A 23,588-nucleotide genomic window follows, 5' to 3' on the forward strand; every position below is an offset into this window, starting at 1 on the left:
GAAAATTCCCGACATTCGCACCTAATAGTTAATCACCTAATCTGCTTTCCCGATGCACCCAACAAAAAGGCTTACCGCTGTAGCAGCATTGTTTTTATTCCTGGCCGCCCTGTTTGTGATCAATGGTTGCCGTACGGCGAAGAAAGAAATGAACCCCGAATTTGCCCGGTACATTGAGGCATATACCGCGGGGATCATTTCCAAACAAAGCGCCATCCGTGTTCACCTCACCTCACAAACCAATGTAACCCATACTCAGAACGAACCCCTGGAAAAGGAAGTATTTGAGTTTTCCCCTTCCATCAAAGGAAAGGCTTACTGGATTGATGCCACCACTATCGAATTCAGACCGGATGAAAACCTGCAACCCGGTAAAACGTATGAAGCCAACTTTAAACTTGGCAAAATACTGGAAGTGCCCAAGGAACTCAAATCGTTTGATTTTGAATTCAAGATCATCAAGCCATCATTCTCTATTGAGAATTTCGGGCTGAAAGCCAGCACTAATAATACACTCGACCGCATGACCTGCACCGGCGCTATTTATACAGCGGATGTGGAAGACCCGCAGGCGATTGAAAAAATACTCACCGCACAATACGCCGGTAAAGGCTTACCTATTACCTGGCAACACAATGCCGCAGAACGTACTTCCCGTTTCACCATTGCCAACATTGCACGGGCTAACATTGCCCGTAACATGGAACTGAGCTGGAACGGCGGATCGTTGAAAGTGGATAATACCGGGAAAAATACCATCGAAGTTCCCGCTATCGGCGACTTTAAAGTATTGAATGTAAAAGCGCTCTCAGATCCGGAGCAACATCTCCTGGTACAGTTTTCGGACCCCGTAAGTATGGCCCAGACCCTGGAAGGATTGATCGGCATCAGCGGTCAAAGCGACCTGCGTTACACCATTGATGGCAGCGAAGTAAGCGTATATGCACCGGTGCGGCTGGAAGGAAGCTATAACGTCATCGTAAATGAAGGCGTTATAAACATCACGGATAAACGCTTAGGTAAAACCTTCAGCGCCAACGTTAACTTTGAAAATACTTTACCCAGCGTGAGCATTCCCGGCAAAGGCGTAATTCTCCCGGAAAGTAATAAGCTGGTGATGCCGTTTGAAGCGGTGAACCTCAATGCCGTGGACGTTTCCATTATAAAAATCTACGAGAATAATGTGCCGCAATATCTTCAGCGGAATGACCTCGACGGCAGCCAGGAGCTCCGTCGTGTAGGCAAGCCCGTAGTAGAAAAAACTATCCGTCTCGATGGAGATAAATCTGTGAACCTGCATAAGAAGAACCGCTTCTTCCTGGACCTGGATAAAATGCTGCGCACCGAACCCGGCGCCATTTACCGCATTACTATCGGCTTCCGGAAATCATACGCTATGACTGCCTGCTCCGCAGATACTACCAAGGATGGTGACAATGCGTCTTCCGATGAGGAAGGAGAAGAAGAATATTATGGCGGAGAAAAAATTGATGATGATGACTCATTCTGGCAACGGTATGACAGCTACTATCCATATGGCTATAACTGGGACCGCCGCAATGATGCCTGCTCCAACTCCTACTACAGCAAAGATAAATGGGCATCCCGCAACGTGATTGCTTCCAACATCGGTCTCATCGCCAAAAGAGGAAACGATAACAGCATGCTGGTGGCTGTAACCGATATACGCGACACCAAACCGCTCATCGGAGTGGAGCTGGAGTTACTTGACTATCAAAACCAGGTCATCTTCAAAACTAAAAGTGATGGGGAAGGACTTGCCTCCTTTGATCTGAAACGCAAACCCTACCTGCTCATCGCCAAAAAAGAAAATGAGAGAGGTTACCTTAAACTCGACGATGGCGGCTCGCTTCCATTAAGCCGGTTTGATGTGAAAGGAGAAGAAGTACAAAACGGTATCAAAGGCTTCCTCTATGGCGAACGTGGCGTATGGCGTCCCGGTGATTCCGTTTATCTTACTTTTATTTTGGAAGATAAAGGAGAGAAATTACCGGCAGACCATCCTGTTTCGCTGGAATTATATAATCCTAAAGGACAACTCTACAAGCGGATCAATCAACATGAAGGACTAAATGGCTTCTACAGCTTTGCTACCGCTACTGCACCGGATGATCCAACCGGCAACTGGGTGGCAAAAGTAAAAGTAGGCGGCGCCACCTTCCAGAAAAATATACGCATTGAAACGGTGAAGCCTAACCGCCTCAAAATAAAAATGGATTTCGGCAGTATCACTTCCTTGTCGAAAGGCAGCGCTACAGGCAACTTATCTGCCATGTGGCTGTTTGGCGCCACTGCACAGCATCTGAAAGCCAAAGTAGATGTGTCGCTGGTACAGCAAAGCACCAGCTTCCCTAAATTCGGGGACTATGCTTTCGATGACCCGGTAACCCATTTCGAGGCAGAGAACAAAACCATCTTTGAAGGCCCGCTGAGTGAAAGCGGCAGCGCTCCTGTGAACGCAGATATTCAACTGGGTAAGGTAGCACCGGGCCAGCTGAAAGCTAACTTTGAAGTAAAAGTATTTGAACCGGGAGGAGATTTCAGTATCGACCACTTCTCCATGCCTTATAATCCTTTCACTTCCTACGCCGGCATACGCATTCCTGCAGGCGACCGGACTACCGGCATGCTGCTTACCGACCGCCCACATTCGATCGACCTGGTAGATGTAGACGGCAATGGCAATCTCACTACCGGCAGCCGCGAAGTACAGGTAGAACTATATAAGATCAAATGGAGATGGTGGTGGGATGAAGGTGAACAGGACGACTATTCCAACTTCACACAAGACAGCTATAACCAGTTACTCAGTAAAGAAACCGTTACCCTGCAGAATGGTAAAGGTAAATGGGAATTGCGCGTAAACTCGCCGGACTGGGGCCGGTACCTGATCAGGGTAAAAGACCTGCAAAGCGGTCATACCGCAGGTAAAGCGGTGTATATCGACTGGCCCGGCTGGGCGGAAAGGATGCAGAAGGATAATCCTGCTGAGGCCTCCATGCTGGTGTTTACCTCCGATAAACAAACCTACAAAACCGGCGATGATATTAACCTCACCATTCCAAGCAGTGAAGGCGGCCGCGGACTGGTAAGCATTGAATCCGGCAGCAAAGTGCTGAAAACATACTGGATCACTACCAAACAGGGACAGACTACTTTTAAATTCAAGGCAGAAAAATCGATGACGCCCAATATATACGTGAACGTTAGTTTGCTGCAACCACATGCGCAAACCCTCAACGATTTGCCAATCCGTATGTATGGGACTATTCCGATTTCCATTGAGGATCCGGGCACTGTCCTGAAACCGGTAATCACCATGGCCGACAAGCTGAAACCCGAAACAGAAGCCAGCATCACCGTAAGTGAAGGTAATGGGAAACCAATGACCTATACCATCGCTATTGTAGATGAAGGCCTGCTCGATCTTACCCGTTTCAAAACACCAGACCCTCATAATGCATTTTATGCAAGGGAAGCACTCGGCGTAAAAACCTGGGATCTGTTCGACTACGTAATAGGCGCCTGGGGAGCGGATATGGACCGTATCCTGAGTATAGGCGGTGATGAAGGATTGGATAAAAATGCAGGTGGCGCTAAAGCCAACCGCTTTAAGCCCGTGGTAAAATACATGGGTCCCTTCTACCTGAAAACAGGACAAAAACAAACACATAAATTTAAGCTGCCGCCGTACATAGGATCGGTAAAAGCAATGGTGGTAGCCGGACAGGACGGCGCCTATGGCTTTGCTGAAAAAGCGGTAGCAGTAAAGAAACCTTTGATGCTGCTCACCACCGCACCACGTGTACTTGGTCCGTCAGAAACCATCCAGGTACCGGTAACCGTGTTTGGCCTGGAGCCTAATATCCGCAACGTGAACGTTAGTTTATCTACCAGCTCATTACTGGAAGTTGTAGGTGAACAAACTAAAACGGTGACCTTCTCTCAACCTGGGGAACAAATTGTATACTTCGACGTAAAAGTACGTCCGCAAACGGGCGTAGCTAAAATAAAAGTAACAGCCACCAGTGGTGCAGAAAAGGCAGAAGAAAACATTGAGCTGAATGTTCGTAATCCCAACCCGGTGATCACCAACATTATTGAAAATACGCTGGAGGGAAATAAGAGCTGGCAATCTGCTTTCAGCCCGGTGGGCATGACAGGCACCAACTCCGGTGTGCTGGAAGTATCTACCATTCCGTCGCTCAACCTGGGCAAACGCCTGCGATTCCTGATAGAGTATCCACATGGCTGTATTGAACAAACCACTTCGGGCGTATTCCCGCAACTGGTGCTGAACCAGTTGATGGATCTGAAAGAAAGTCAGCGGGCAGAAGTAGACCGTAACGTGAAAGCGGGTATCAACAGGCTGAAAAGTTTCCAGACTTCCGACGGTGGTTTCAGCTACTGGCCGGGTGAAGGAAACTCTGATGAGTGGGGTACCAACTATGGCGGTCATTTCCTTATAGAAGCACAGGCACAAGGTTATACGTTGCCAGCGGGATTATTGGATCAGTGGAAGAAGTACCAGCGTAATAAGGCCGGTACCTGGGCGCCCAGCACCCTTAATTTCTATGGTGGAGATCTTACACAGTCGTACCGCCTGTACCTGCTGGCACTGGCCAAATCACCGGAACTGGGTGCAATGAACCGGTTAAAAGAATTCAAATATCTGTCCGTTCCGGCCAAATGGCGGCTTGCTGCGGCTTATAAGCTTTCCGGTCAGCCGGAAGTAGCCAATTCCCTTATCCAGGGACTTACCACCGAGGTGAAAGCGTATACACAGTTGGGCGGCACCTTTGGCTCTGATCTGCGCGACAAAGCTATGATCCTGGAAACGCTCACCATCATGGGACAACGTAACCGCGCTAATGAACTCGTGAAACAAATTGCTGCGCAACTATCGCAAAACGATCAGTGGTACAGCACACAAACAACTGCTTATTCACTGATTGCCGTTGCCAAATATTGCGGCAACAACAAGGGCGGCAGCAAGATGAGTTTTGCGTATACTATTAACGGTACCAAAGGCAGTGTAAACGGGCAATCTTTTGTTACGCAAATACCTGTTGCGGTCAACGGCAGTGCGGGCAATATCAGCATCCAGAATAACGGGCAAAATGTGTTGTACGTGCGCCTTATCCTCCAGGGCCAGCCGGATGCTGGTCAGGAACCCCTGGCTACCAATAACCCGGATATATTGGGCATGCAGGTAAGCTTCAGTACCCGCGATGGCAAACCGCTAGACCCGGCTACATTGCGCCAGGGAAGCGATTTTATGGCTACCGTTACCGTCAATAACCCTGGTAAAAGAGGGTACTACGAACAAATGGCCCTGTCGCAGGTCTTCCCTTCCGGCTGGGAAATAATAAACACCCGTTTGATGGAAAACGACAGCGCGTTCCATTCTTCACCAGCTACGTATATGGATATACGTGACGACCGGGTATACACTTATTTCAATATAGAAGAAAGCAAGAAACGTACTTATAATGTATTGCTGAACGCTGCCTATCTCGGCAGGTATTATCTGCCGGCAACCTCTTGCGAGGCGATGTATGATAATACCATACATGCTTTCGCACTAGGCAAGTGGGTAGAGGTAGTGAAGTAGAAAAAGAGATGTAAAGAAAAAATGCGTCCCGGGATTTCCGGGACGCATTTTTTTATGAGCAAATTACTACTGTTTTAACCGGGCAAAATAGATGACGGTACGAGCCAACTGTGATACATAACTCATCTCATTATCGTACCAGCTCACCACTCTTACAATCTGTTGTTGCCCTGCAGATAAAACTTTTGTTTGAGTGGCATCAAAGAGGGAGCCGTAGTGGCTGCCGATGATGTCGCTGTGTACTCTTCAAATCCGTTGATGGCAATTTTTGTGTGCGACATAAAATATTTTTTAGTAATTATCTTTTTAAGAAATCATGTATCAGGGCAGCTATTTCCTCATGGTATTCTTCCAGTGCGAAGTGGCTGCCTTCCAGTAAGTGAACTTCTGCATTGGGTACGTCTTTTTTATAAGCTTCTGCGCCGGGCCAGGTAAAGATGCGGTCGTGTTTGCCCCATACTACCAGCAACCGTGGTTGATGCGTACGCAGGTATTGCTGCCATTCAGGGTACCTGGGGAAGTTGGTGCCATAATTCTGAAACAGGGCTACCTGTACTGCTTCCACGCCGGGCCTCGACATATAGGCATGTGCCAGTTCATAACTGTCGGGGCTCACATTTTCGGGGTTGGCCGCGCCCAGGAGATGTTCTTCCTTGATTTTTTCCAGGCTTAATTTATGCACAATAGCTGCCAGTAATGCTTTCTCATCTCCGGCCTGCTGCAATGCGCCAATTTCCTGTACATCCGGGCCCAATCCTTCGTTATATACATTAGCGTTTTGTATGATCAGTGCTTCCACCAGTTCTGGTCTTTTACTAATGATGCGGAAGGCAACGGGGCCGCCATAGTCCTGCAGGTACCAGCTGAATTTTGTTAATCCCAGCTTGTCGATAAACTGTTCTATTACCAGGGCCAGGTTATCGAAGGTATAATCGAATGCTGATTGCGGGGGAATACTGCTTTGACCAAATCCCGGGTAATCCGGGGCTATTACATGATACCTGCCGGCCAGGTCATGGATCAGATCACGGTACATGTGCGAGGTGGATGGAAAGCCGTGGAGCAGCAATATCACGGGCGCGTCTGCCGGACCGGCTTCGCGGTAGAAAATATTGAGATGATTGACAGTAACTGTTTTGTGGAGAACGGGGGTAGTAGTGAGTGTTTGCATCTGAATTTTATTTTTGTACTATTTGGTACATTATTAATTAAAAAAATATCGTTTGTGGCGGGTGTTTGTTTATGATTATTGCGTGAAGTGTGTCATATAGAAGTAATTTGCTGCCGTAAAGATATATACTTTACCAATTAGTACAAAATATATTTAGAAAACAATTGAGTAGAGAAAAACGGGCAAACAATGTAATCTGACTTTTAAAACTGATCGCGCCGGCTTCCGCAGATAATTTCACGAATAATCGTGGCTCAGATATCAACCAGCAGCCAAGGATTGCATAGCCATCAACTCCAGGGAGGGGCTGCGGTACGCATATCCCTTAATTCATCAGACACAGATAGTTTAACTTGATACCCAGAATCTCCTTATCACCGCAATTACGCCCCATGTACCCGCTAAGAACGCAGCTATGGCAATGAATAGTACAGATTGCTCCCGTAAGGGGTTCAAATAATAAAGTAACAGGAGGTTAAATGATAGGAGGATACCCAAAATGAATTTTCCTATCCAATTGACAGGTTTAAAAATTGCAGCTGCTTTTTCCTTTTGTTGCTGTACAACGGCCTGCATTAAACGATGGGAGAAGAATTCCGACGGCTTTTCTATGCCGTCTTCTTTCAGGATAGCCGGGAGCTTATCTTCTGACGTATTATTATTTTTCATAGTAAATTTCTTATTTCATGGTTTAACAATAACCCTAATTCGGCTTCCAGCTGTTTCCTTCCTCTTAATAAACGCATCTTTATGGCAGACTTTCCGGCGCCAAGGATCTCACAGATTTCAGCAATATTCTTTTCCTCGATATAGTGGAGGATTAGTACCAGCCGGTCTTCCTTCGATAGCCTGTTAAGCGCTAAGGTGACGTATCTTTTTCTTTCCGCGTCCTTTACCAGATTCCATCCATGATTTTCTGTAGCCTCATCCTGTTCGGTTTCGGGTTGTTGGTCTATACTGACAGTAGGCGTTTTCCTGTTTTTAAGTTTTGTCAACGCCGTATTATAAACAATACGGTATAGCCAGGTAGAAAATCTGGACGCCTGTTTGAACTTACCCAGCGCTGCAAATGCCTTCATAAAAGCATCCTGTACTACCTCTTCCGCGTCTTCATTATTGGCAACAACAGATTTTGCAATTGTAAAAGAAAAGTCCTTATAGGTATTTACCAATTCGGCAATACTATTTATATCGCCATTTATGGCTTTATTCCATATTTCATTTTCCTGTTTATTTTCTCTGTGGGTTGCCATCTCATGATTTAGACTACCTGGGGAGCAAAGTGGTCACATTGTGACCACTTTGGCTTTTTAGCAGTCTTATTATTAGGAACTCAAAAATATCTAAAAATATAGTCATGCAAATAACGTCCGCATCTTTAATCATTTCGCTTGCACTTGTCGTTTTCGGGATAAGTTATTACTATTTCACAACAAGGTATAAAGAGCGAATGACCATTATTGAAAAAGGACTCCCTTCTGACTATTTTAAAGGAGGTACCAACTACCTGTTATTTATATTGCTTCTTGGCATTGTGAGTATTGGCATATCCCTGGGAGTTGTACTGGGAACTTTTTTGAGATCATTAAATATTGATGGAATACGAGATTTTATACTGCCGGCTACCATATTCCTGTTTTTGGGAATTAGTTTGATAGTCTCCTATTTTGTACTAAAGAGCATAGATAAGAAAAAGTAATACTTCCTGCTTCATTTATTGCAGCCAGAACTGGCGGGTTTAACCCGCTAGGGGAAGCCTTTGCTCTTTTTTAAGGATTAAACATAAACACCATGAGAAAATTATTGATAATAGCGCTGTATTCCATGTTGATATATCTGCCACTTATATCCTTTGGTCAGCACCTGGAAAAAGAGCTGGATGCCATGTTAGCCCGGACGTTTCCATCCGCAGGCCCGGGAGCTGCCGTGCTGGTGGCTAAAGCAAATAAAATTGTTTACAAAAAAGCATTTGGTAAAGCTAATCTGGAGCTGAATGTACAATTGAAGTCTGATCATGTATTCCGGATAGGTTCTATTACCAAACAATTTACCGCCTGCGCAATTTTAAAGCTGGCAGAGGAAAGAAAATTATCGTTGCAGGATGAGATCACTAAATTTATCAGTGATTATCCTGTGCCGGATGTTACCATTGAACAGCTACTTACGCACACTTCGGGAATAAATACCGGTGCAGGCGCATGGACAGCTGAAGCAAGAAAGCGCGATTTTACTCCGCAGGCGCTGATTGATTCCTTTAAATACCAGCCGTCAGACTTTTTGCCCGGCGAGAGTTTCCGCTATAATAATAACGGATATGTGCTGTTGGGCTATATTATTGAACGCATTTCGGGTATGCCCTATGAAGCATATATCAGTGAAAATTTCTTTAAACCTTTAGGAATGAAAAATTCCGGCTACGACAATACTGCATCTATAATCCCCGGCCGCATCAGTGGCTATCAAAAAGACAACGACACATATAAAAATGCCGACTTCCTAAGTATGACCCAACCCTATTCAGCAGGTTCCATTCTTTCTACCGTTGAAGATCTGTACATCTGGAATAAAGCCCTGATGGATGGGAAAGTTATTAGTAAAAAAAGCCTGGAAAAAGCACATACCTCCCATCAACTGAACAAAGGAAATTCCACTGGTTACGGATACGGTTGGTGGCTGGGAAATATCCAGGGAAGCCTGGATATTAAACACGATGGCCTGATCAATGGATTCTCAACATTCGCTGTTTATCTTCCGCAGGAGAACGTATTTGTGGCTGTTTTTACCAACTGTGAAAACAATAACCCTGAAGTCATCGGATCAAAAATTGCGGGCATAGCTATCGGTAAACCTTATCACACCAACGAAATCGGGTTGCCCATAGCGCAACTTAAATCATATGCAGCCATCTATGAATCAGCAACAGAGGGACAAAGAACCGTATCTTATGAAGATGGACGACTCCTGTACTTTGTAAAAGGAGGACCGAAAGAACAGCTGATCCCTTTTGGGAATGACAAATTTTATTTTGAGAACAACCTGGCCATCATAGAATTTTTGAAGAAGAAAGACGGAAGTATCGGCGGGCTCGTTTCTGAAACAGCGGGGAAAGCAGTTACATTCATCCGGACAGGTATTAAACTGAACAACCTGTACGCGATAAATATTCCCCCTGAAGCGCTGAAAAGGTATATTGGGAAATATCAGTTTCCGGATAACTTTATTCTTGCCATTACCCGGGATGGTAACCGGTTATATGGCACAGGCCCGGGTCGCAGGCAAATCAGGCAGGAAATAGTTCCCTATGATACTTGTGGGTTTTTTGCAAGAAATTTAGATGCGCAGCTGGTGTTCATCCTGGATAAAAATGGAACCGTTACAGGATTAACAAAAATTCAAAATGGTGTAGCTGTCGCAAAGAAAGTGGAATGAGCCGCCGGTCTCAATACAACTGATTACGTAAAATTCTTTTGATCATTTGTATAGTGGAACGGCTGATCTGGCCTTTGTATTTTTGGAGAATAGTACTTTCACTAACGCCATCACTCAGCTCGTTTACTACCCGCAGCCATTTGCCAAGGAATTCTGAATTGGGAGTACGGTACCGCATTAATCGCCTCACCGTTTCAATAATGGATTTATTCACCGTGCCTTCATGAAGCTCAAATACCTCGTCATTATTAAGTCCCAGCTTAATGTCATCAGCAATCCTGGAATAATCCTGCAGGTATTTTTCATTGGCTTCCATTACCTGTAACAGGGGATTATCGCTGAAAGCAATGTCAGTATACTTCCGGTGCTGCTTCTGTAAGGCCTGCAGAGCATAGTTCCGGGCAATATTATCGCAGATGATGAGGTCGCTCTTGCTGAGCTCAAACCATTCGCCTTTTACACGTTTATGCTGAAAAACAATATGCAGACTCTCTTCCAGGTCTGTCATATTCAACGCTGCATACTGCCTGATAACACGGAACATTACGGGCAGGTGTGTATGATAAGCCGCCAGACGCTTATGCAGGTCCTGCGTTTTACCGATCTTATACAGGTTTTTACCTGTGTTCAGAATGTACACACACTTACCAATTTGTACTTGCTCCATGAGGTGATTTCGCGCTTGCTGGTGATAATTATGTTATCAATTTACGACTATGATTCTTATATACAAAATGGAATAATCATCTTAAATTATAATATGAAGTGTATGCGGCGCATAGAGGAGCATCACCTGTGCGCAGTGTGGTTGTTAAACAATGATCTTATACTACGATACAGATATTTGAAATCGGCGCTATTCCTGCCAGTTACTCAGGTACCTCGCGGTAAAATTCAGCCCATTGGTATACATAAACTTCCCAATCACTTCCTCCAGGTAATTCATATCCAGTGATCCGTCTGCAGGATTGTAGCGAAGTGAGCGCGCATTGTTACCATCTCCCGTATTCAGATATTTATCGGCAACGGGTAAATATTTTTTTAACCCGGCAGCCAGGTCGGATAATTTCAGGATATTATCTATCCGGTTGATAGGATTAATCAGTCCATCGAAATCAGAGCCAATACAGATATGATCCCACGGTGAAGTACCAGGCTCCCATCCCATGCCGGCATTCCCGATCCTCACGGCATAAATAATGTGAAGACACAACAGCATCAGGTGCCGCTCCGCCCTCGAAGGAATGCTCAGGAAATCAAATAATTTCTCTGCGCCTGGAAGTTGACCATCCCTGAAAAGCTTTTCCCATTCTTCCCGGGCAATGTATTCGGGATCAAAATATTCAGGCCGGTTACTGTCAACCATTTTTTCTGCACCCAGGATGCGCTGGTCAAGACTGATACCGATCATTCCCCGCGAGCTCATGATCTCTATAATTTCTTCATCGAATAAATTGATAGTCCAGGGATTGCCATAAAGACCGCTATTAATGCTGTCGTTTGTTTTTCCGATTTTCCGGTTTTCAGATTCCACTATACTCACCAATACGCCATCCTGCTGACCAGTGGTGGATCTGAATTGTTTTTTAGCGAGATAGTTATTCAATGAAGTGAATGTGAAACCAGTGTGAGAGGTGATGATCGGCAGCCTGTTGACGGCGGGCGATTCATTGATCAGCGATTCGCGGTAACGGTAATAATGAAACCGCGTGTATACGCTCATATGTTTCAGATCGATGAGCACCGGTCTCTTTTCATGCAGCAGCGCCTGGCGTATTACCTTTTTTCCCAGCTGTGTAAGTCCGAGGCCAGCTTTAGGCATGAAGTCCTCGCTGCTGAAAGCTATTTGCGCCTGCTTGTTAAGTCCCTGCGCAAACCCGCCCAGCGGCTGCTCCGGGATATAGCTGAGGTGACAGAGATTAATGCTGATAAAATCCAGTTCACTGTTATCCTGGATATCTTTCAGGTTCAGCTCCGGCGTCCTGGATAACGCGGCGCCCCGGATAGGCACATCGGACAAATTATGACCGCCTTCTATAGAAAAAATGAGGTAGCGTTGTGTGTTATCATCTTTCAGCACATCTGCTATTTGTTGCGGCGTTTTGCCTTCCCAATCTTTCCTCCCCGTATATTTTATATGATAGGGCGCCTGTTCCAGGATGGCCTTACTATCCAGGTACATTTTTACCTGTTGCTGAAACTCGGCGTAGTAGCTGGTTTTACCGTCCCTGGTTTTATTTACGATGTCTTTGTTTAAAGGTAATATATGGGAGAAGTCGATGCCGAGCACATGCAAAATTCTACGGGCAAAAGCATGTTCCAGGCTGATAATAGAAGCCACTCCCAGATAGAGCTGGCTGTCTTTCACCTGGTCGGGTGACGACTGGCTATTAAACGGTCCGCCGAAAAGATCGTTCAGCAAACTGGCCAGGCCGGTGGTTTTCACTTGCTCATTTATAGGGGTACCATTGCTGAGATAATGTTTAAACAGCAGATGGAAATGAAAGTCGAATATCTTGTTTGTCATGGGGTCACTTATTTAGCGGCATTTTCAATAATAGACTGAACGGTGTTAAACCGTTGAAGCAGATCCGGATAGGTGGCAGGAGTGGTGCTTTCATAGGCGCTTCTGCTTTTTCCAAAGGTGGCGCTTTCCAGCATCCGCGCGCTGTCGGACATTGGAGTGGAAATAGCGGTGAGCGATTCCTGGTTGCCTCTTCTCGTACCAAAAATGGCATTGTGAAGTTTGTTCCAGTAAGTTTTTACTATTTCGCCATAGCCCTGCAGCGAGTTCAGGAAAGCGCTTTCGTTCCAGCCGTTGTATTGGTTGTTTAATTTGCCGGCAGGTTTAGGGGGAGTGTTTAGAAGTTTTTCTGCGTTGAGAATACCACTTCCAAAACCTTTCGTGGGTAGTTGATCGCTTTTGCGGGCAGAGTCTTTCAGCGCCTGACGGAAAGCTTCTACTCTTTTCCAGCCGGCATATTCCGGCGCCCTGAGCTGGTCCTGGTATTTTGCCAACCAGTAGGCTGCTGCGGCGGCAACATGCGGTGTGGCGTAGCTGGTGCCATCGCCATAGGCAAAACCTTCCAGGTGGTCGCCTGCCGCCTGCCAGATGGGTACCAGCACATCTTCTCCCGGCGCAGTAATATCTACTGTATCTCCTCTCGAAGATCCGGTCCATTCCCTGTCCAGCGGATTGGATGCTGCCACCGCAATAGTACCGGGAAACACAGCGGGCGCTACTACCGCCTGCACGCTGTTACCGGCTGCACAGCACCAGATAACGCCACTTTCATATGCCTTTTTTGCCAGCCGTGCAGTGGTGAGCGTAGGGGGAATGCCCATGCTCATGGTAATGATATCAAAACCCTGGGCAATAGCTGCATCCAATGCTGCTGCCAGTTGCTGCTGCCTGTTGATGATGACCACTGTTTCGGCTATACGAAAGGGAACCAGTTTGTAATTATCGGGAGCCAGTAAGCCGCAGTTGCCGTTACCTGCGGCAGGTGAAAAGTCGTGGCCAATTAACAGGCTGCCGGTACGGGTGCCATGACCGGGTTGCTTTCCCAGCGAAATGGTGCGCAAGTCCAACGCGTCATTGGTATTATCGAGAAAGTTATAATCGTTGTCGGTGTCAAATGCACCGGCTACTTTGGAATGGTCGGTATAACCGGTGTCAAACTGTACTACACGGATGCCTTTTTCATGAGGCGATGCAGGTGTTTGTTGTGTCAGCAGTATCTTATCGAACCCGGTGGCGTACCAGTTCCAACGCCGGTATTCTTCTGCTTTCCGGCCGGCAACAAATTTGCTCACAGCCGTTACCGTATAATTTTTCAGGAAAGCATCTTCGTTGGGCGTGCCATAGCCGTCGTCAAACAGAAAGCCGGATTCGGCAGGACCGCCACCCTTCCTGATAATATTAACGGTATCGGCATTCAGGTATAAAGGCAGATCTGCTTCTGCATAAAAGATGCCTGGTACCTGTGCCAGTTTTCCGGCTTCTTCATGCGCGTTGCCACTGAAGTTGGTGGTAAACGTAAACAACTCTTCTTTGCCGGCAACGGCGGTGGCGGGTGTAAGCAACGACAGCTTAATGCCCGGCGGATATTTTACAGATAATACCGCTTCTATCTGCGACACCGTTTCCGGTTTATTCAATGCAGAGATTATAAATGCGGTGGGAGTACTAATATTGGCAGATGAAGGAACATCCATAGTATTTTCTTTGGGAGATGAAGGAATATCGGGAACATTGGATGGAGCGCTGTTATTGCTCATAGCGGCAGCTGTTACTACATTGTTTACACCGCTACGAACGCTGGCCTGGTCGGGTAAGGCCTGCTTCAGCTGCGGTGCAATATTGTCGGTATCTTTTAATAAAGCGCGGCGGCCCTTTTCCATATCCGGACTTAACGTGGCTTCCCGCACGGCGCTGACAATTACACTCACTTTAATGCCTTCATTGCCGATCCAGTCAATCTCGTCGTCCGGTGTTTCAGGGGTGGCCAGTTGCCCACTCCGGGTAAGTACGCGGTTTTGATCATCCGTGCGGGAAAGCCCGCTGTGATGGAGGGCAATGATCTCGCAGGTACCCATTCCGAACACCGGGGAGCCGCTGCTGCCGGGGAGTGTATCCGATTCATATACCAGGCGGGTACCTGTTTCAGAGAAGAAGCGGATATCTTTCAGTACCACTTTTTTAGGCAGGCCGTTGGGGTGCTGCACAATTACACAGGATTCGCCTTTAATGATTTTGCCGAGGTTGCCGTCAAGACGGATTGGGGGAAACTGCGACAGTAATTCACCGAAAGTGCCGGTCAGGCTTACACCTATCAGGGTGAAATCGAGACCGCTGTTCAGCGTAGTTTTACTTACTTCCAGGCTCGATGTCATAAAAAACTTGCGGGCATCCAGTTTGAAGGAAGCGCTTCTTTTCAGCGCTTTTGTAGTAGCGTCCACTTCATAGTTGAATTCTGCAATCATGTTTTCTGCATCATCAGCCGATTCAATCACATGGTGGTTGGTTAGCAGGATGTCTTCTGTTACGAGGAAACCGGTGCCAATGGGCGTCCCGCCTTTCAGGATACGGCACACGGCCCTGGACATTTCAGATAACCTGTCCAGTACATATTTGTCCTGGAAGTCGGCCGTGCCTGTAATCCGCTCCAGCGCAGTTGCCACCAGGGGCGTGTTTTCGCGGGCCACACGATATTGCACCCGTGTGGGATTATCTTCCAGTTGTACTAAAGGCTGATTGGCTTCCCGTAAGGCATACAGCTTTCTTTCGGCAGCTTCAAACTGTGGCTGACGGTCACCAAAACGATTTGCTACTTCCTGGATAACTTTCCAATGAGGTATCATTTATTGAGGGTATTTATTTGGGGTAGTACACTTAGGTTTTCGCTAATGAATTTAATCAAAAAAGAAGGGAATAAAAGGTCATTTGAAATATCTTTTTTATTATAAAATGAAAAGAGCGGCATTTGTAATGAAGTAATACTTCCGGGCAACAGGTTGGCGGCCCGGAAGCAGGAGATTTATCCGTAAATAATGAACCCTTTTTCAATGGAATTTATCTTCCGGAATTTAATACGGAACACGCCAATCCCGTTACTGCTGCCGTTGGGGTTGCTATTGCCTTCAATGGTTTCAATAAAGCCACCATTTACAGCGGTTACAATACCGGTATGACCGAAGCCGCCACCATGGCTTTTAATGAAGATGCTGCCCGGAACTATCAGGGAGGGGTTGTTGATAGCCTTTGCGGTAGTGATTTTCAGCGCTTTTGTTTTGTTCCAGTGGTCCAGGCAGCCGGCAGTTTTAACAACGGGATTAGCAATACCCAGGTCTGCTGCGGCTTTTTTGAAGCACCAGTACACAAAGGCTGCGCACCAGTAGTTGCCGGGAGGGGTATTGGTACTGGCCAGATAGGCTTCTACCTGTGGTCCCCGGTTGCTGCCAGGAGGCACTTCCATCACGCCAATCTGGCTTTCGGCCACTTCAATCGCTTTGGCAAGTAGCGTATTGGGCGCATTTGTTTCTTCCGGTACACCATCGTCAAACAATACTTCCCAGGTAATGGCGCCCACGTCACCATCCACAATAAGCGGATTACCAAACCGGTCGCGGTGCAGCGCCTGGAATTGTTTTACGGCAGACACAGTTTTAGGGCCAAAGGTGCCTGTGCCCTGTAGAGTACCGATACCGAGTTCAATCAGTCTTTGTTGAATGGCTTTTACAATCTGGCTGTTTGTTTCGCCAGCCTTAATTACTTTGTTGGGGTAATTCATAACAATTGATTTTTAAAATTTGGGGGTAAGAATATTATTTCACAATGGTTTTATACTGTTATGGGATAGCTGTCTGATGAATCTTTTTTGGAGTTATCTAAAGATAACAACTTCCCGGCATTTTAAAAACCGGGAAAAAGGAGGCCGCGTCATCCCCGATGAAGCGGCCTCCTTTCATTTATTGACCATATATCTTTAGAAATTGGTATTAATGATCAGCGTATTCCGGTCGGCCGCTGCAAAATCCATCGGGATGATACCATATCTGCCATGCGTGTTACTGGTAAAATAAGTGTTGATCTGTGGATTAATGGCATTTGAAACGGTAGTAATGCTGGGAATACCAAAGATCAGGGATTTATACCCACTGGTGAAATTGATATATAGTACCGACTGGCTGCCGTTCTTTGCCTCTGTGAGCAGGTTGGTAATGCCTGTCCATTTCGCGTTATTATCGGGTACTACATACTGGTCCTGCACCCGCAGGGAGGAGTTGGTGTTATTGATAGAAAACGTGGTATTGTCGGCCCAGTTGGTGGCTTCAATACCTTTTGGGGTACTGGTGGCGCCAAATCTCCTCAGCAGCACGATTTTGCCCCTTACCTGGCCGAGGTTGGGAACCGCATCGCTTAGATACCATTTGGAAGGTTGCAGCTGCGTATAGCTGTCGAACGTTTGCTCAAAGGAGCGGGTGTTGTTGGTGGGATCATACTCTTCTTTTACGCACATTACAATCGTTTCTGAAGGATTTGCTGCCAGGAAATCATAACAGGCGGTAAGTACGTCCGTAAAATTGAGGTTCTGGTAAATAGAACCGTGGTGAATGGCGAAAGCATCGCCGATGTGCCGGCAACGGATATCAAGGAAGCGTGTACCGGCATCCAGTTGTTCGCGGATGCTGAGGTTTTGACATTTGGCGGTGCCGCCAACCGGTTCCACACGGGCGCCGCTGTCGTGTGTGCCGGGAATAGACAGGGCCGTGAGACTGGTATTGTCTGCAATGGCGCTCATCCAGCCGGTAAGGGTTACGCTTAAAGCGCCGGTTACAGCGTTTTTTGTCATTGCTTCATCGCCAGCTGCTGCATCAGGAATTGCCAGGTCTTTTTTACAGCCAAAAAGAGAAAGGATGGCCAGGGCCACCAAAAGGGTTTTCAGGTTCATAATGGAAGTATTTATATTAAAAATACAGGAGAATACTATTTGGTTCATTGCAGTGGAAATTAATTGTTGGTTAACAATCCTTGATGTGGAATTAACATTTCCGGCAGGTGGTCGAAAGGTGTGATTTTTTATCAGCACAGGAATGCATACCTTTACGTTATATCAACCAGATTAGCTTCGGGGGAAGCACTTACATTTATTTTGAATACCGTGCAATTAAATAGTGAACCAGATTTACTATTCAGGGTGTCGCAGGGCGATGAGGCTGCCTTTGCACATTTATTTCATACCTACCAAAACAGGCTGGGAGCATTTGTTATGCAGCTGACGGGGTCCAAACCGCTGGCCGAAGAGATTGTACAGGAAATATTTATCCGGATTTGGGAAAAACGGGAGAAGTTAAGGCAGGTAGAACATTTTCATCCTTACCTGTATGCAGTAGCCAGGAACTATAGCATATCCTTCCTGAAAAAGCTTGGCCGGGAACTGGCCAGGAAACAGGCATGGGAAACCAGTATAGCGGCTACTCACGACCAGGAAGATGATACTGTTATCCGGAATTACCGCCGCATCATAGACCAGGCCATTTCAGAGCTGCCGGCCCAGCGTCAGAAAGTATATCTTTTAAGCCGGGATGAAGGTCTCCGCCAGGCTGAAATTGCCGAGCGCATGGCCATTTCACTGGAAACAGTTAAGAAGCACATGGTACTGGCCCTGCGTTCCATCCGGAGTTATGCAATGACGCATCCGGAAATTAATTTGCTGATGCTTATTCTGGCCACACCTTTCAGGGGGTAAATTTTTTTTCTTACACCATTACCTCTTTTTTATACTTGTTGCTGTCTTATAGGGTAGAATCAATCTATGCTGATGGATAATACCAGGTTGCGCTACCTGCTTAGCCGATATGCGGGTAAAACAATCACCCAGGCGGAACAATCCGAGTTAAGTGATTTTTTAAATGCGGCAGATAATCAAACGCAGCTGGAATTGCTGATCGAAGAAGCCTGGATACAGTCCGGTGAGGAAGATGACATGTTTTTTCCCTCGCCCCAGCTAAACCAGGTACCGGCGCGGCAGCCGCTTAAATGGGTTTACTGGCAGCGTTGGGCCGCTGCTGTATTATTATTGATCGTCGCCACCAGCATCTTGCTGCTGGTCACCAAAACACGGAAAGCAGATAAGTTACCAGCTGTGGTAACAGAAAATATAAAAAAAGATGTGAAACCGGGCGGAACAAAAGCCATGCTCACACTGGCAAACGGGAATGTGATAGCGCTGGATAGCTCACTGAAGGGCACACTGGCGAAACAAGGGGATGTGAATTTACATGTGAGCCCGGGAATGCTGAAATACGACCAAAACAAGCAGACAGCTGCCAATAGTATAGCCTATAACATATTAAAAACCCCTAAAGGGGGACAGTATCAGCTGGAACTGCCGGATGGCTCAAAAGTGTGGCTGAATGCCGCCTCTTCCCTGAAATTTCCAACTGCCTTTGTTGGAAAGGAACGCCGGGTGGAACTAAACGGGGAAGCCTACTTTGAAGTAGCCAGGAATGCCAGCCAGCCATTTTTTGTATCCGTTAATAACGCCAGTATCGCGGTATTGGGCACCAGCTTCAATGTAATGGCTTACGCCGATGAAGCTGCCATGAGAACTACCCTGCTGGAAGGCGCCGTAAAAGTAAGCCAGGCAAATGCTTCCAGTGTATTAAAGCCGGGAGAACAATCACTGCTGGAGCCAAATGGCAAAATGAAAGTAATAGAAAATGCTGACGTAAGCCTGGCGGTAGCATGGAAAAACGGACTTACTTCTTTTAAAAGTGCAGACATCAAAACAATCATGCGGCAGGTGGAAAGATGGTACGATGTGGAAGTAGTATATAGCGGCGCAATACCCGTCCGCAGCTTCACAGGAGATATTCCGAGAGACGCGAACTTGTCAGAATTATTGCGATTACTGGAAATCAGCAGGATCCATTTTAAAATGGAACAACGCAGGCTGATCGTTATGCCGTAAGTATCTTATTCATTATATCAACCAAATTGCTATTACCATGAACAAAGGTCCCTGAATGACGTGTGGTAAGAACCGGCATAAAAAACCAGGAGCGATCTCACCCGCCCCTGGAAAAGAGCCTGGGTCTGGTACCTGACATCAATACTTATCAGAAATCAAGATTTATCTCAACCCAAACACCACAAATGTATGCAATCTAATTGTCATGCAAAGCCCGTCTTTGTACCTGGGCTATTATCAACCATCAAAGATCGCGTCCTGAGATTCCGAAAATCAGGTGCCCATCTGAGGATAAAAAAACAACTGATTAAGCAAATGAAGATTACGGCTATCCTCTTAACGGTAGTTTGTTTGCAGATCAGCGCCAAATCTCTGTCGCAACAGATAACCTTGTCGCAAAAGAACGCACCGATCCAAAAGGTATTTGAAGAAATAAAAAAGCAATCCGGCTATAGGTTCTGGTATGAAGATGCTATGCTCACGAAAAGCAAGCCGGTAGATATCTCCATCCGGAATGGTTCGCTGGAAGATGTACTGGCACTGCTTTTCAGAAACCAACCCTTCAGTTATGAAGTGATCGGCAAAATCATCGCTGTAAAAGAGAAAGATATCAGGCTGGAAAATGCCACTCCCTTCATCGCCATACCGGAAGTAGTACTCCGTAAAATAAGCGGTTTGGTAAAAGACAGTACCGGAACACCCATCCCCGGCGTCACTATTCTCATCAAAGGCACTAAAAACGGCGCCACCACAGATGTACAGGGCCGGTTTAGTCTTGATGTGCCGGAAGGCAATGTAGTACTGGTATTCACCTCTGTAGGATATGAATCAAAATCAGTTACCCTCGGCACCTCCACATTCCTGAACGTAACACTTTCCATTGCCTCCAGCGGGTTGAATGAAATGGTGGTTACCGCTCTCGGTATCAAACGCCCGAAGGGAACACTCGGATACGCGATCAGCACCATCAAAGGTGATGAACTTACCAAGGCCGGTTCAACCATGAACCCATTCCTCGCCCTGTATGGTAAAGCAGCCGGTGTAGGCGTAAACGTGGGCGCATCCGGTCCGCAGGGCGGCGTTAGGATTAACATCCGCGGCGCAGCCAGTATGAACCCCGATCAGAACGTAAGACCCCTGTTCGTGGTAGACGGCGTGATCCTGAGCGACCGTAAAACACAGATAGGCGGTGATGTGGGACAAGGATTCGACTATGGCGCCGGTATCAATGACATTAACCCGGACGATATCGAATCAATCGATATCCTGAAAGGGGCAAAAGCTACCGTATTGTATGGTAGCGATGCCGCCAACGGTGTAATGATCATTACTACCAAAAACGGCCGTAATGTGAAAGGATTTGGTATGACCGGTAACATACAACACACCATAGAACAACCGGTATCTTACCTGAAGCTGCAAACCAAATATGGGCTGGGCGACAACCTTTATGATACGACCTATGAAACCATCAATGGCGTAAAAACCAGGATGCTGCCCAATAAGCGCTTCAGCTTCGGTCCTGCTTTCGATGGTGCCAATGTGATGTTCTACGATAGTTCCATGGTGAAGAATTCGCCACACGCGAATAACTTTATGTCACTCTTCCAGAACGGTCATTCTACTTCTGCCAACGTAGCAATTGCGGGCAGCAATGAAAAGGGTAGTATCAGGGCTTCTTATACCAACTATAATTACCAGGATATTGCCGGTGATAATTCCTGGCAGAAAAGGAACTCCTTTAGCTTCAATGGTAATATCAAAGCATCCGAACTGGCTTCCTTTGAAGTGATCTCCAACATTTACAGCATCTCTACCCAAAACCGCCGTTCCCAGAACGATGGACCGGTAGCATGGGGATACCCGGTTGACTATGATTATAACCTGGTATATCCTTATTATACAGATGCCACCGGCTATAAAAGGGATCTTTCCAATGCACGTGTATCCGATGCCTTTAACTTACTTGGCAACTATATCTGGAATAACAAAAAGAACCGCTACAAGGATGAAAACATCCACATGATTACCTCTGCCAAAGTAACATTAAACTTTACGAAGAATATTTTCCTCGTAGGACAGGCGGGGTTGGATTATGATAACACCAATTATAATACAGAGGTAAGTATAACCAGGTTGCTTCCCACGGTAGACAAAGGAAGTTTTGGCGTAGCAAAGGAAAACGCTACCACCCAAACTTACCAGGCGTTACTGAACTATAATAAATCATTCCTGAACAACGATCTCCGTTTGTTCGCATTTGGAGGCGGTGTGTACCGCCTGCGTAATGTGGATTACCTGGCCACCAGCACCGTTGGTGGACTTACCTTCCCCGATTGGTATTCTTTCTCCAATCAGCTGGGAACACCCAGTGCCGACAATGCACACCTGCTCAGAAACTATACAAGAGGTTCTGACGTATTATATAGCTTGCTGGCCTCAGCAGCACTGTCCTGGAAGAATGAATTTACATTGGAATTGCAGGGTCGCCAGGACTGGAACTCTACTCTTCCTCCGGAAAACAACAAGTATTTTTATCCGGGCGCTGCACTTACCTGGAATTATACAGAACGTTACCGGCTTGCCGGCGTAAACAGTGGACAGCTGAGATTGTCCTGGGCGGATGTAGGTAACGGCACTACCCGTTATTTCGCCAATAACCTGTATGGATACACTCGTCTGCCAAGTACAGGCGCCAACTCCGTTTCTCCTCCCGACAAATTGTTACCGGGCGCCCTGAAACCAGAGCGTAAAAGGGAATTTGAAATTGGGATCAACAACACCTTCCTGCCACAGGATAGGGTGATCCTCGATTTCTCTTTCTATACCAACCACCGCTACAACCAGATCATCAGCTTACCTATTTCTTCAGCCTCCAGTTCCACTGGTCTGATCGTGAATGCGGGTGATGTAAAGGCCTGGGGTTTTGAACTGGCATTAACAGGCGTACCACTGGTAGGTAAAAACTACCGCTGGAGCCTCACCCTGAATGCCGCCAGCCAGGCATCAAAAGTAATAGACCTGTATCCGGGCGTTACCAATTATCCTTTCAGTAACCTGATTAATGGCGCTGCTGCATCTATTCATGCAGATGAAGGTCGCCCGTATGGTGAAATTGTAATGAACGATTATAAACGTGATGAAGCTGGCAATAAAGTAGTCAACAACCAGGGTATCTATATACTCGATGATCAGAAATCAACCGTAGCCGGCAATGTAATGCCAAAAGTATACGGCGGGTTTATTTCCGACTTCCAGTATAAGAACTTCAACTTCCGTATCGGGCTGGATTACAAATACGGCGGTACTATTTTCAGCTACACCAACAACCGTTTAACAGGTGTTGGGCAGTTAGAAAATACCATGAAATACCGCGATGAAGAAAACGGCGGTTTGGCCTATTATATTAATTCTAACGAACAGAACGTGCCGTGGCAGCATTCACAGCCAGCGCCTGCTCAGTCTGCGGATGGTAAGGTGTATCACGATGGTCTGGTCCTGCCCGGTGTGAAAATTGATGATAATGGGAAGTATGTAACCAATGATATCATCACCAGTGCTTCTTCTTATTATGGAAGCTATGCAAACGACCTGGCTACCTCTTTCCCACCGGATCGCGTATTCAAAAACAATTACATCAAAGTGAGAGAAGTAGCGCTTTCCTATACATTACCCGCGGAAATTTCCAAAAGGATAAGAATGCAAAGGCTCACTGTCACCGCAGCTGCCCGTAACCTGTTCTATCTCTACAAATCTATTCCCAATATTGATCCGGAAGGAGCACTGGGTGCAGATGTTTTCGTGGAAAATACCATCTACCCTTCCCAAAGGACTTACTCCCTGGGGTTAAATGTTGCTTTCTAATGTATAAACTGAA

The 23,588-nt window shown here is 46.4% G+C and carries 15 protein-coding genes; 6 read left to right on the forward strand and 9 right to left on the reverse strand.

What is annotated here, in order from left to right; all coding sequences use genetic code 11:
• Positions 1-52 precede the first annotated feature (52 nt).
• Complete coding sequence (locus QFZ51_RS06310; protein WP_429044280.1) at positions 53-5,635, forward strand: alpha-2-macroglobulin family protein; 5,583 nt, start codon at positions 53-55, stop codon at positions 5,633-5,635.
• 152 nt (positions 5,636-5,787) lie between these two features.
• Here the strand turns inward: QFZ51_RS06310 and QFZ51_RS06315 are convergent, their stop codons facing one another.
• The 4 genes from QFZ51_RS06315 to QFZ51_RS06330 form a co-directional block, all read right to left on the reverse strand.
• Entirely contained in the window at positions 5,788-5,916 is a 129-nt protein-coding gene (locus QFZ51_RS06315) for a hypothetical protein (RefSeq protein WP_429044282.1), read from the reverse strand.
• Between the two features lie 17 nt (positions 5,917-5,933).
• Positions 5,934-6,806: an alpha/beta fold hydrolase gene (locus tag QFZ51_RS06320; protein WP_429044285.1), complete on the reverse strand. Its 873-nt coding sequence runs from the start codon at positions 6,804-6,806 to the stop codon at positions 5,934-5,936.
• Positions 6,807-7,154: 348 nt separating this feature from the next.
• A complete protein-coding gene (locus tag QFZ51_RS06325) occupies positions 7,155-7,475 on the reverse strand; it encodes a hypothetical protein (RefSeq protein ID WP_429044287.1) in 321 nt (106 codons plus the stop codon).
• Positions 7,472-8,059 carry an RNA polymerase sigma factor gene (locus QFZ51_RS06330; protein ID WP_429044289.1) on the reverse strand — a complete coding sequence of 196 codons (588 nt, stop codon included), beginning with the start codon at positions 8,057-8,059 and terminating at the stop codon, positions 7,472-7,474. Before QFZ51_RS06330 ends, QFZ51_RS06325 begins: the two co-directional genes overlap by 4 nt.
• 104 nt (positions 8,060-8,163) lie before the next feature.
• Between QFZ51_RS06330 and QFZ51_RS06335 the strand changes: the two genes are divergently transcribed.
• Together QFZ51_RS06335 and QFZ51_RS06340 are read left to right on the forward strand one after the other, a co-directional pair.
• On the forward strand, positions 8,164-8,505 hold the full coding sequence (locus QFZ51_RS06335; RefSeq protein WP_429044291.1) for a DUF6249 domain-containing protein: 342 nt from the start codon (positions 8,164-8,166) through the stop codon (positions 8,503-8,505).
• Positions 8,506-8,597: 92 nt separating this feature from the next.
• On the forward strand, positions 8,598-10,235 hold the full coding sequence (locus tag QFZ51_RS06340; RefSeq protein WP_429044292.1) for a serine hydrolase: 1,638 nt from the start codon (positions 8,598-8,600) through the stop codon (positions 10,233-10,235).
• 10 nt (positions 10,236-10,245) lie between these two features.
• Here QFZ51_RS06340 and QFZ51_RS06345 read toward each other — a convergent pair whose 3' ends face one another.
• The 5 genes from QFZ51_RS06345 to QFZ51_RS06365 form a co-directional block, all read right to left on the reverse strand.
• On the reverse strand, positions 10,246-10,902 hold the full coding sequence (locus QFZ51_RS06345) for a GIY-YIG nuclease family protein (RefSeq protein ID WP_429044294.1): 657 nt from the start codon (positions 10,900-10,902) through the stop codon (positions 10,246-10,248).
• A 189-nt stretch (positions 10,903-11,091) separates the two neighbouring features.
• On the reverse strand, positions 11,092-12,762 hold the full coding sequence (locus tag QFZ51_RS06350; RefSeq protein WP_429044296.1) for a hypothetical protein: 1,671 nt from the start codon (positions 12,760-12,762) through the stop codon (positions 11,092-11,094).
• Between the two features lie 8 nt (positions 12,763-12,770).
• Complete coding sequence (locus QFZ51_RS06355; RefSeq protein ID WP_429044298.1) at positions 12,771-15,599, reverse strand: S8 family serine peptidase; 2,829 nt, start codon at positions 15,597-15,599, stop codon at positions 12,771-12,773.
• 176 nt (positions 15,600-15,775) lie between these two features.
• Complete coding sequence (locus QFZ51_RS06360) at positions 15,776-16,528, reverse strand: CHAP domain-containing protein (RefSeq protein ID WP_429044301.1); 753 nt, start codon at positions 16,526-16,528, stop codon at positions 15,776-15,778.
• A 195-nt stretch (positions 16,529-16,723) separates the two neighbouring features.
• Entirely contained in the window at positions 16,724-17,689 is a 966-nt protein-coding gene (locus tag QFZ51_RS06365; RefSeq protein ID WP_429044303.1) for a phosphatidylinositol-specific phospholipase C, read from the reverse strand.
• A gap of 210 nt (positions 17,690-17,899) precedes the next feature.
• Here QFZ51_RS06365 and QFZ51_RS06370 point away from each other — a divergent pair, with 210 nt between their 5' ends.
• The 3 genes from QFZ51_RS06370 to QFZ51_RS06380 all read left to right on the forward strand — a co-directional run bounded on the left by QFZ51_RS06370 (position 17,900) and on the right by QFZ51_RS06380 (position 23,575).
• The gene (locus tag QFZ51_RS06370; RefSeq protein ID WP_429044305.1) at positions 17,900-18,487 is read left to right on the forward strand and encodes an RNA polymerase sigma-70 factor; all 588 of its coding nucleotides are present in this window, start codon (positions 17,900-17,902) and stop codon (positions 18,485-18,487) included.
• 72 nt (positions 18,488-18,559) lie between these two features.
• Positions 18,560-19,711 carry a FecR family protein gene (locus QFZ51_RS06375; RefSeq protein WP_429044307.1) on the forward strand — a complete coding sequence of 384 codons (1,152 nt, stop codon included), beginning with the start codon at positions 18,560-18,562 and terminating at the stop codon, positions 19,709-19,711.
• 315 nt (positions 19,712-20,026) lie between these two features.
• A complete protein-coding gene (locus QFZ51_RS06380; RefSeq protein WP_429044310.1) occupies positions 20,027-23,575 on the forward strand; it encodes a SusC/RagA family TonB-linked outer membrane protein in 3,549 nt (1,182 codons plus the stop codon).
• Positions 23,576-23,588 lie beyond the last annotated feature (13 nt).

It is taken from the genome of Chitinophaga sp. W3I9, assembly GCF_050434025.1.
Lineage (GTDB): Bacteria > Bacteroidota > Bacteroidia > Chitinophagales > Chitinophagaceae > Chitinophaga.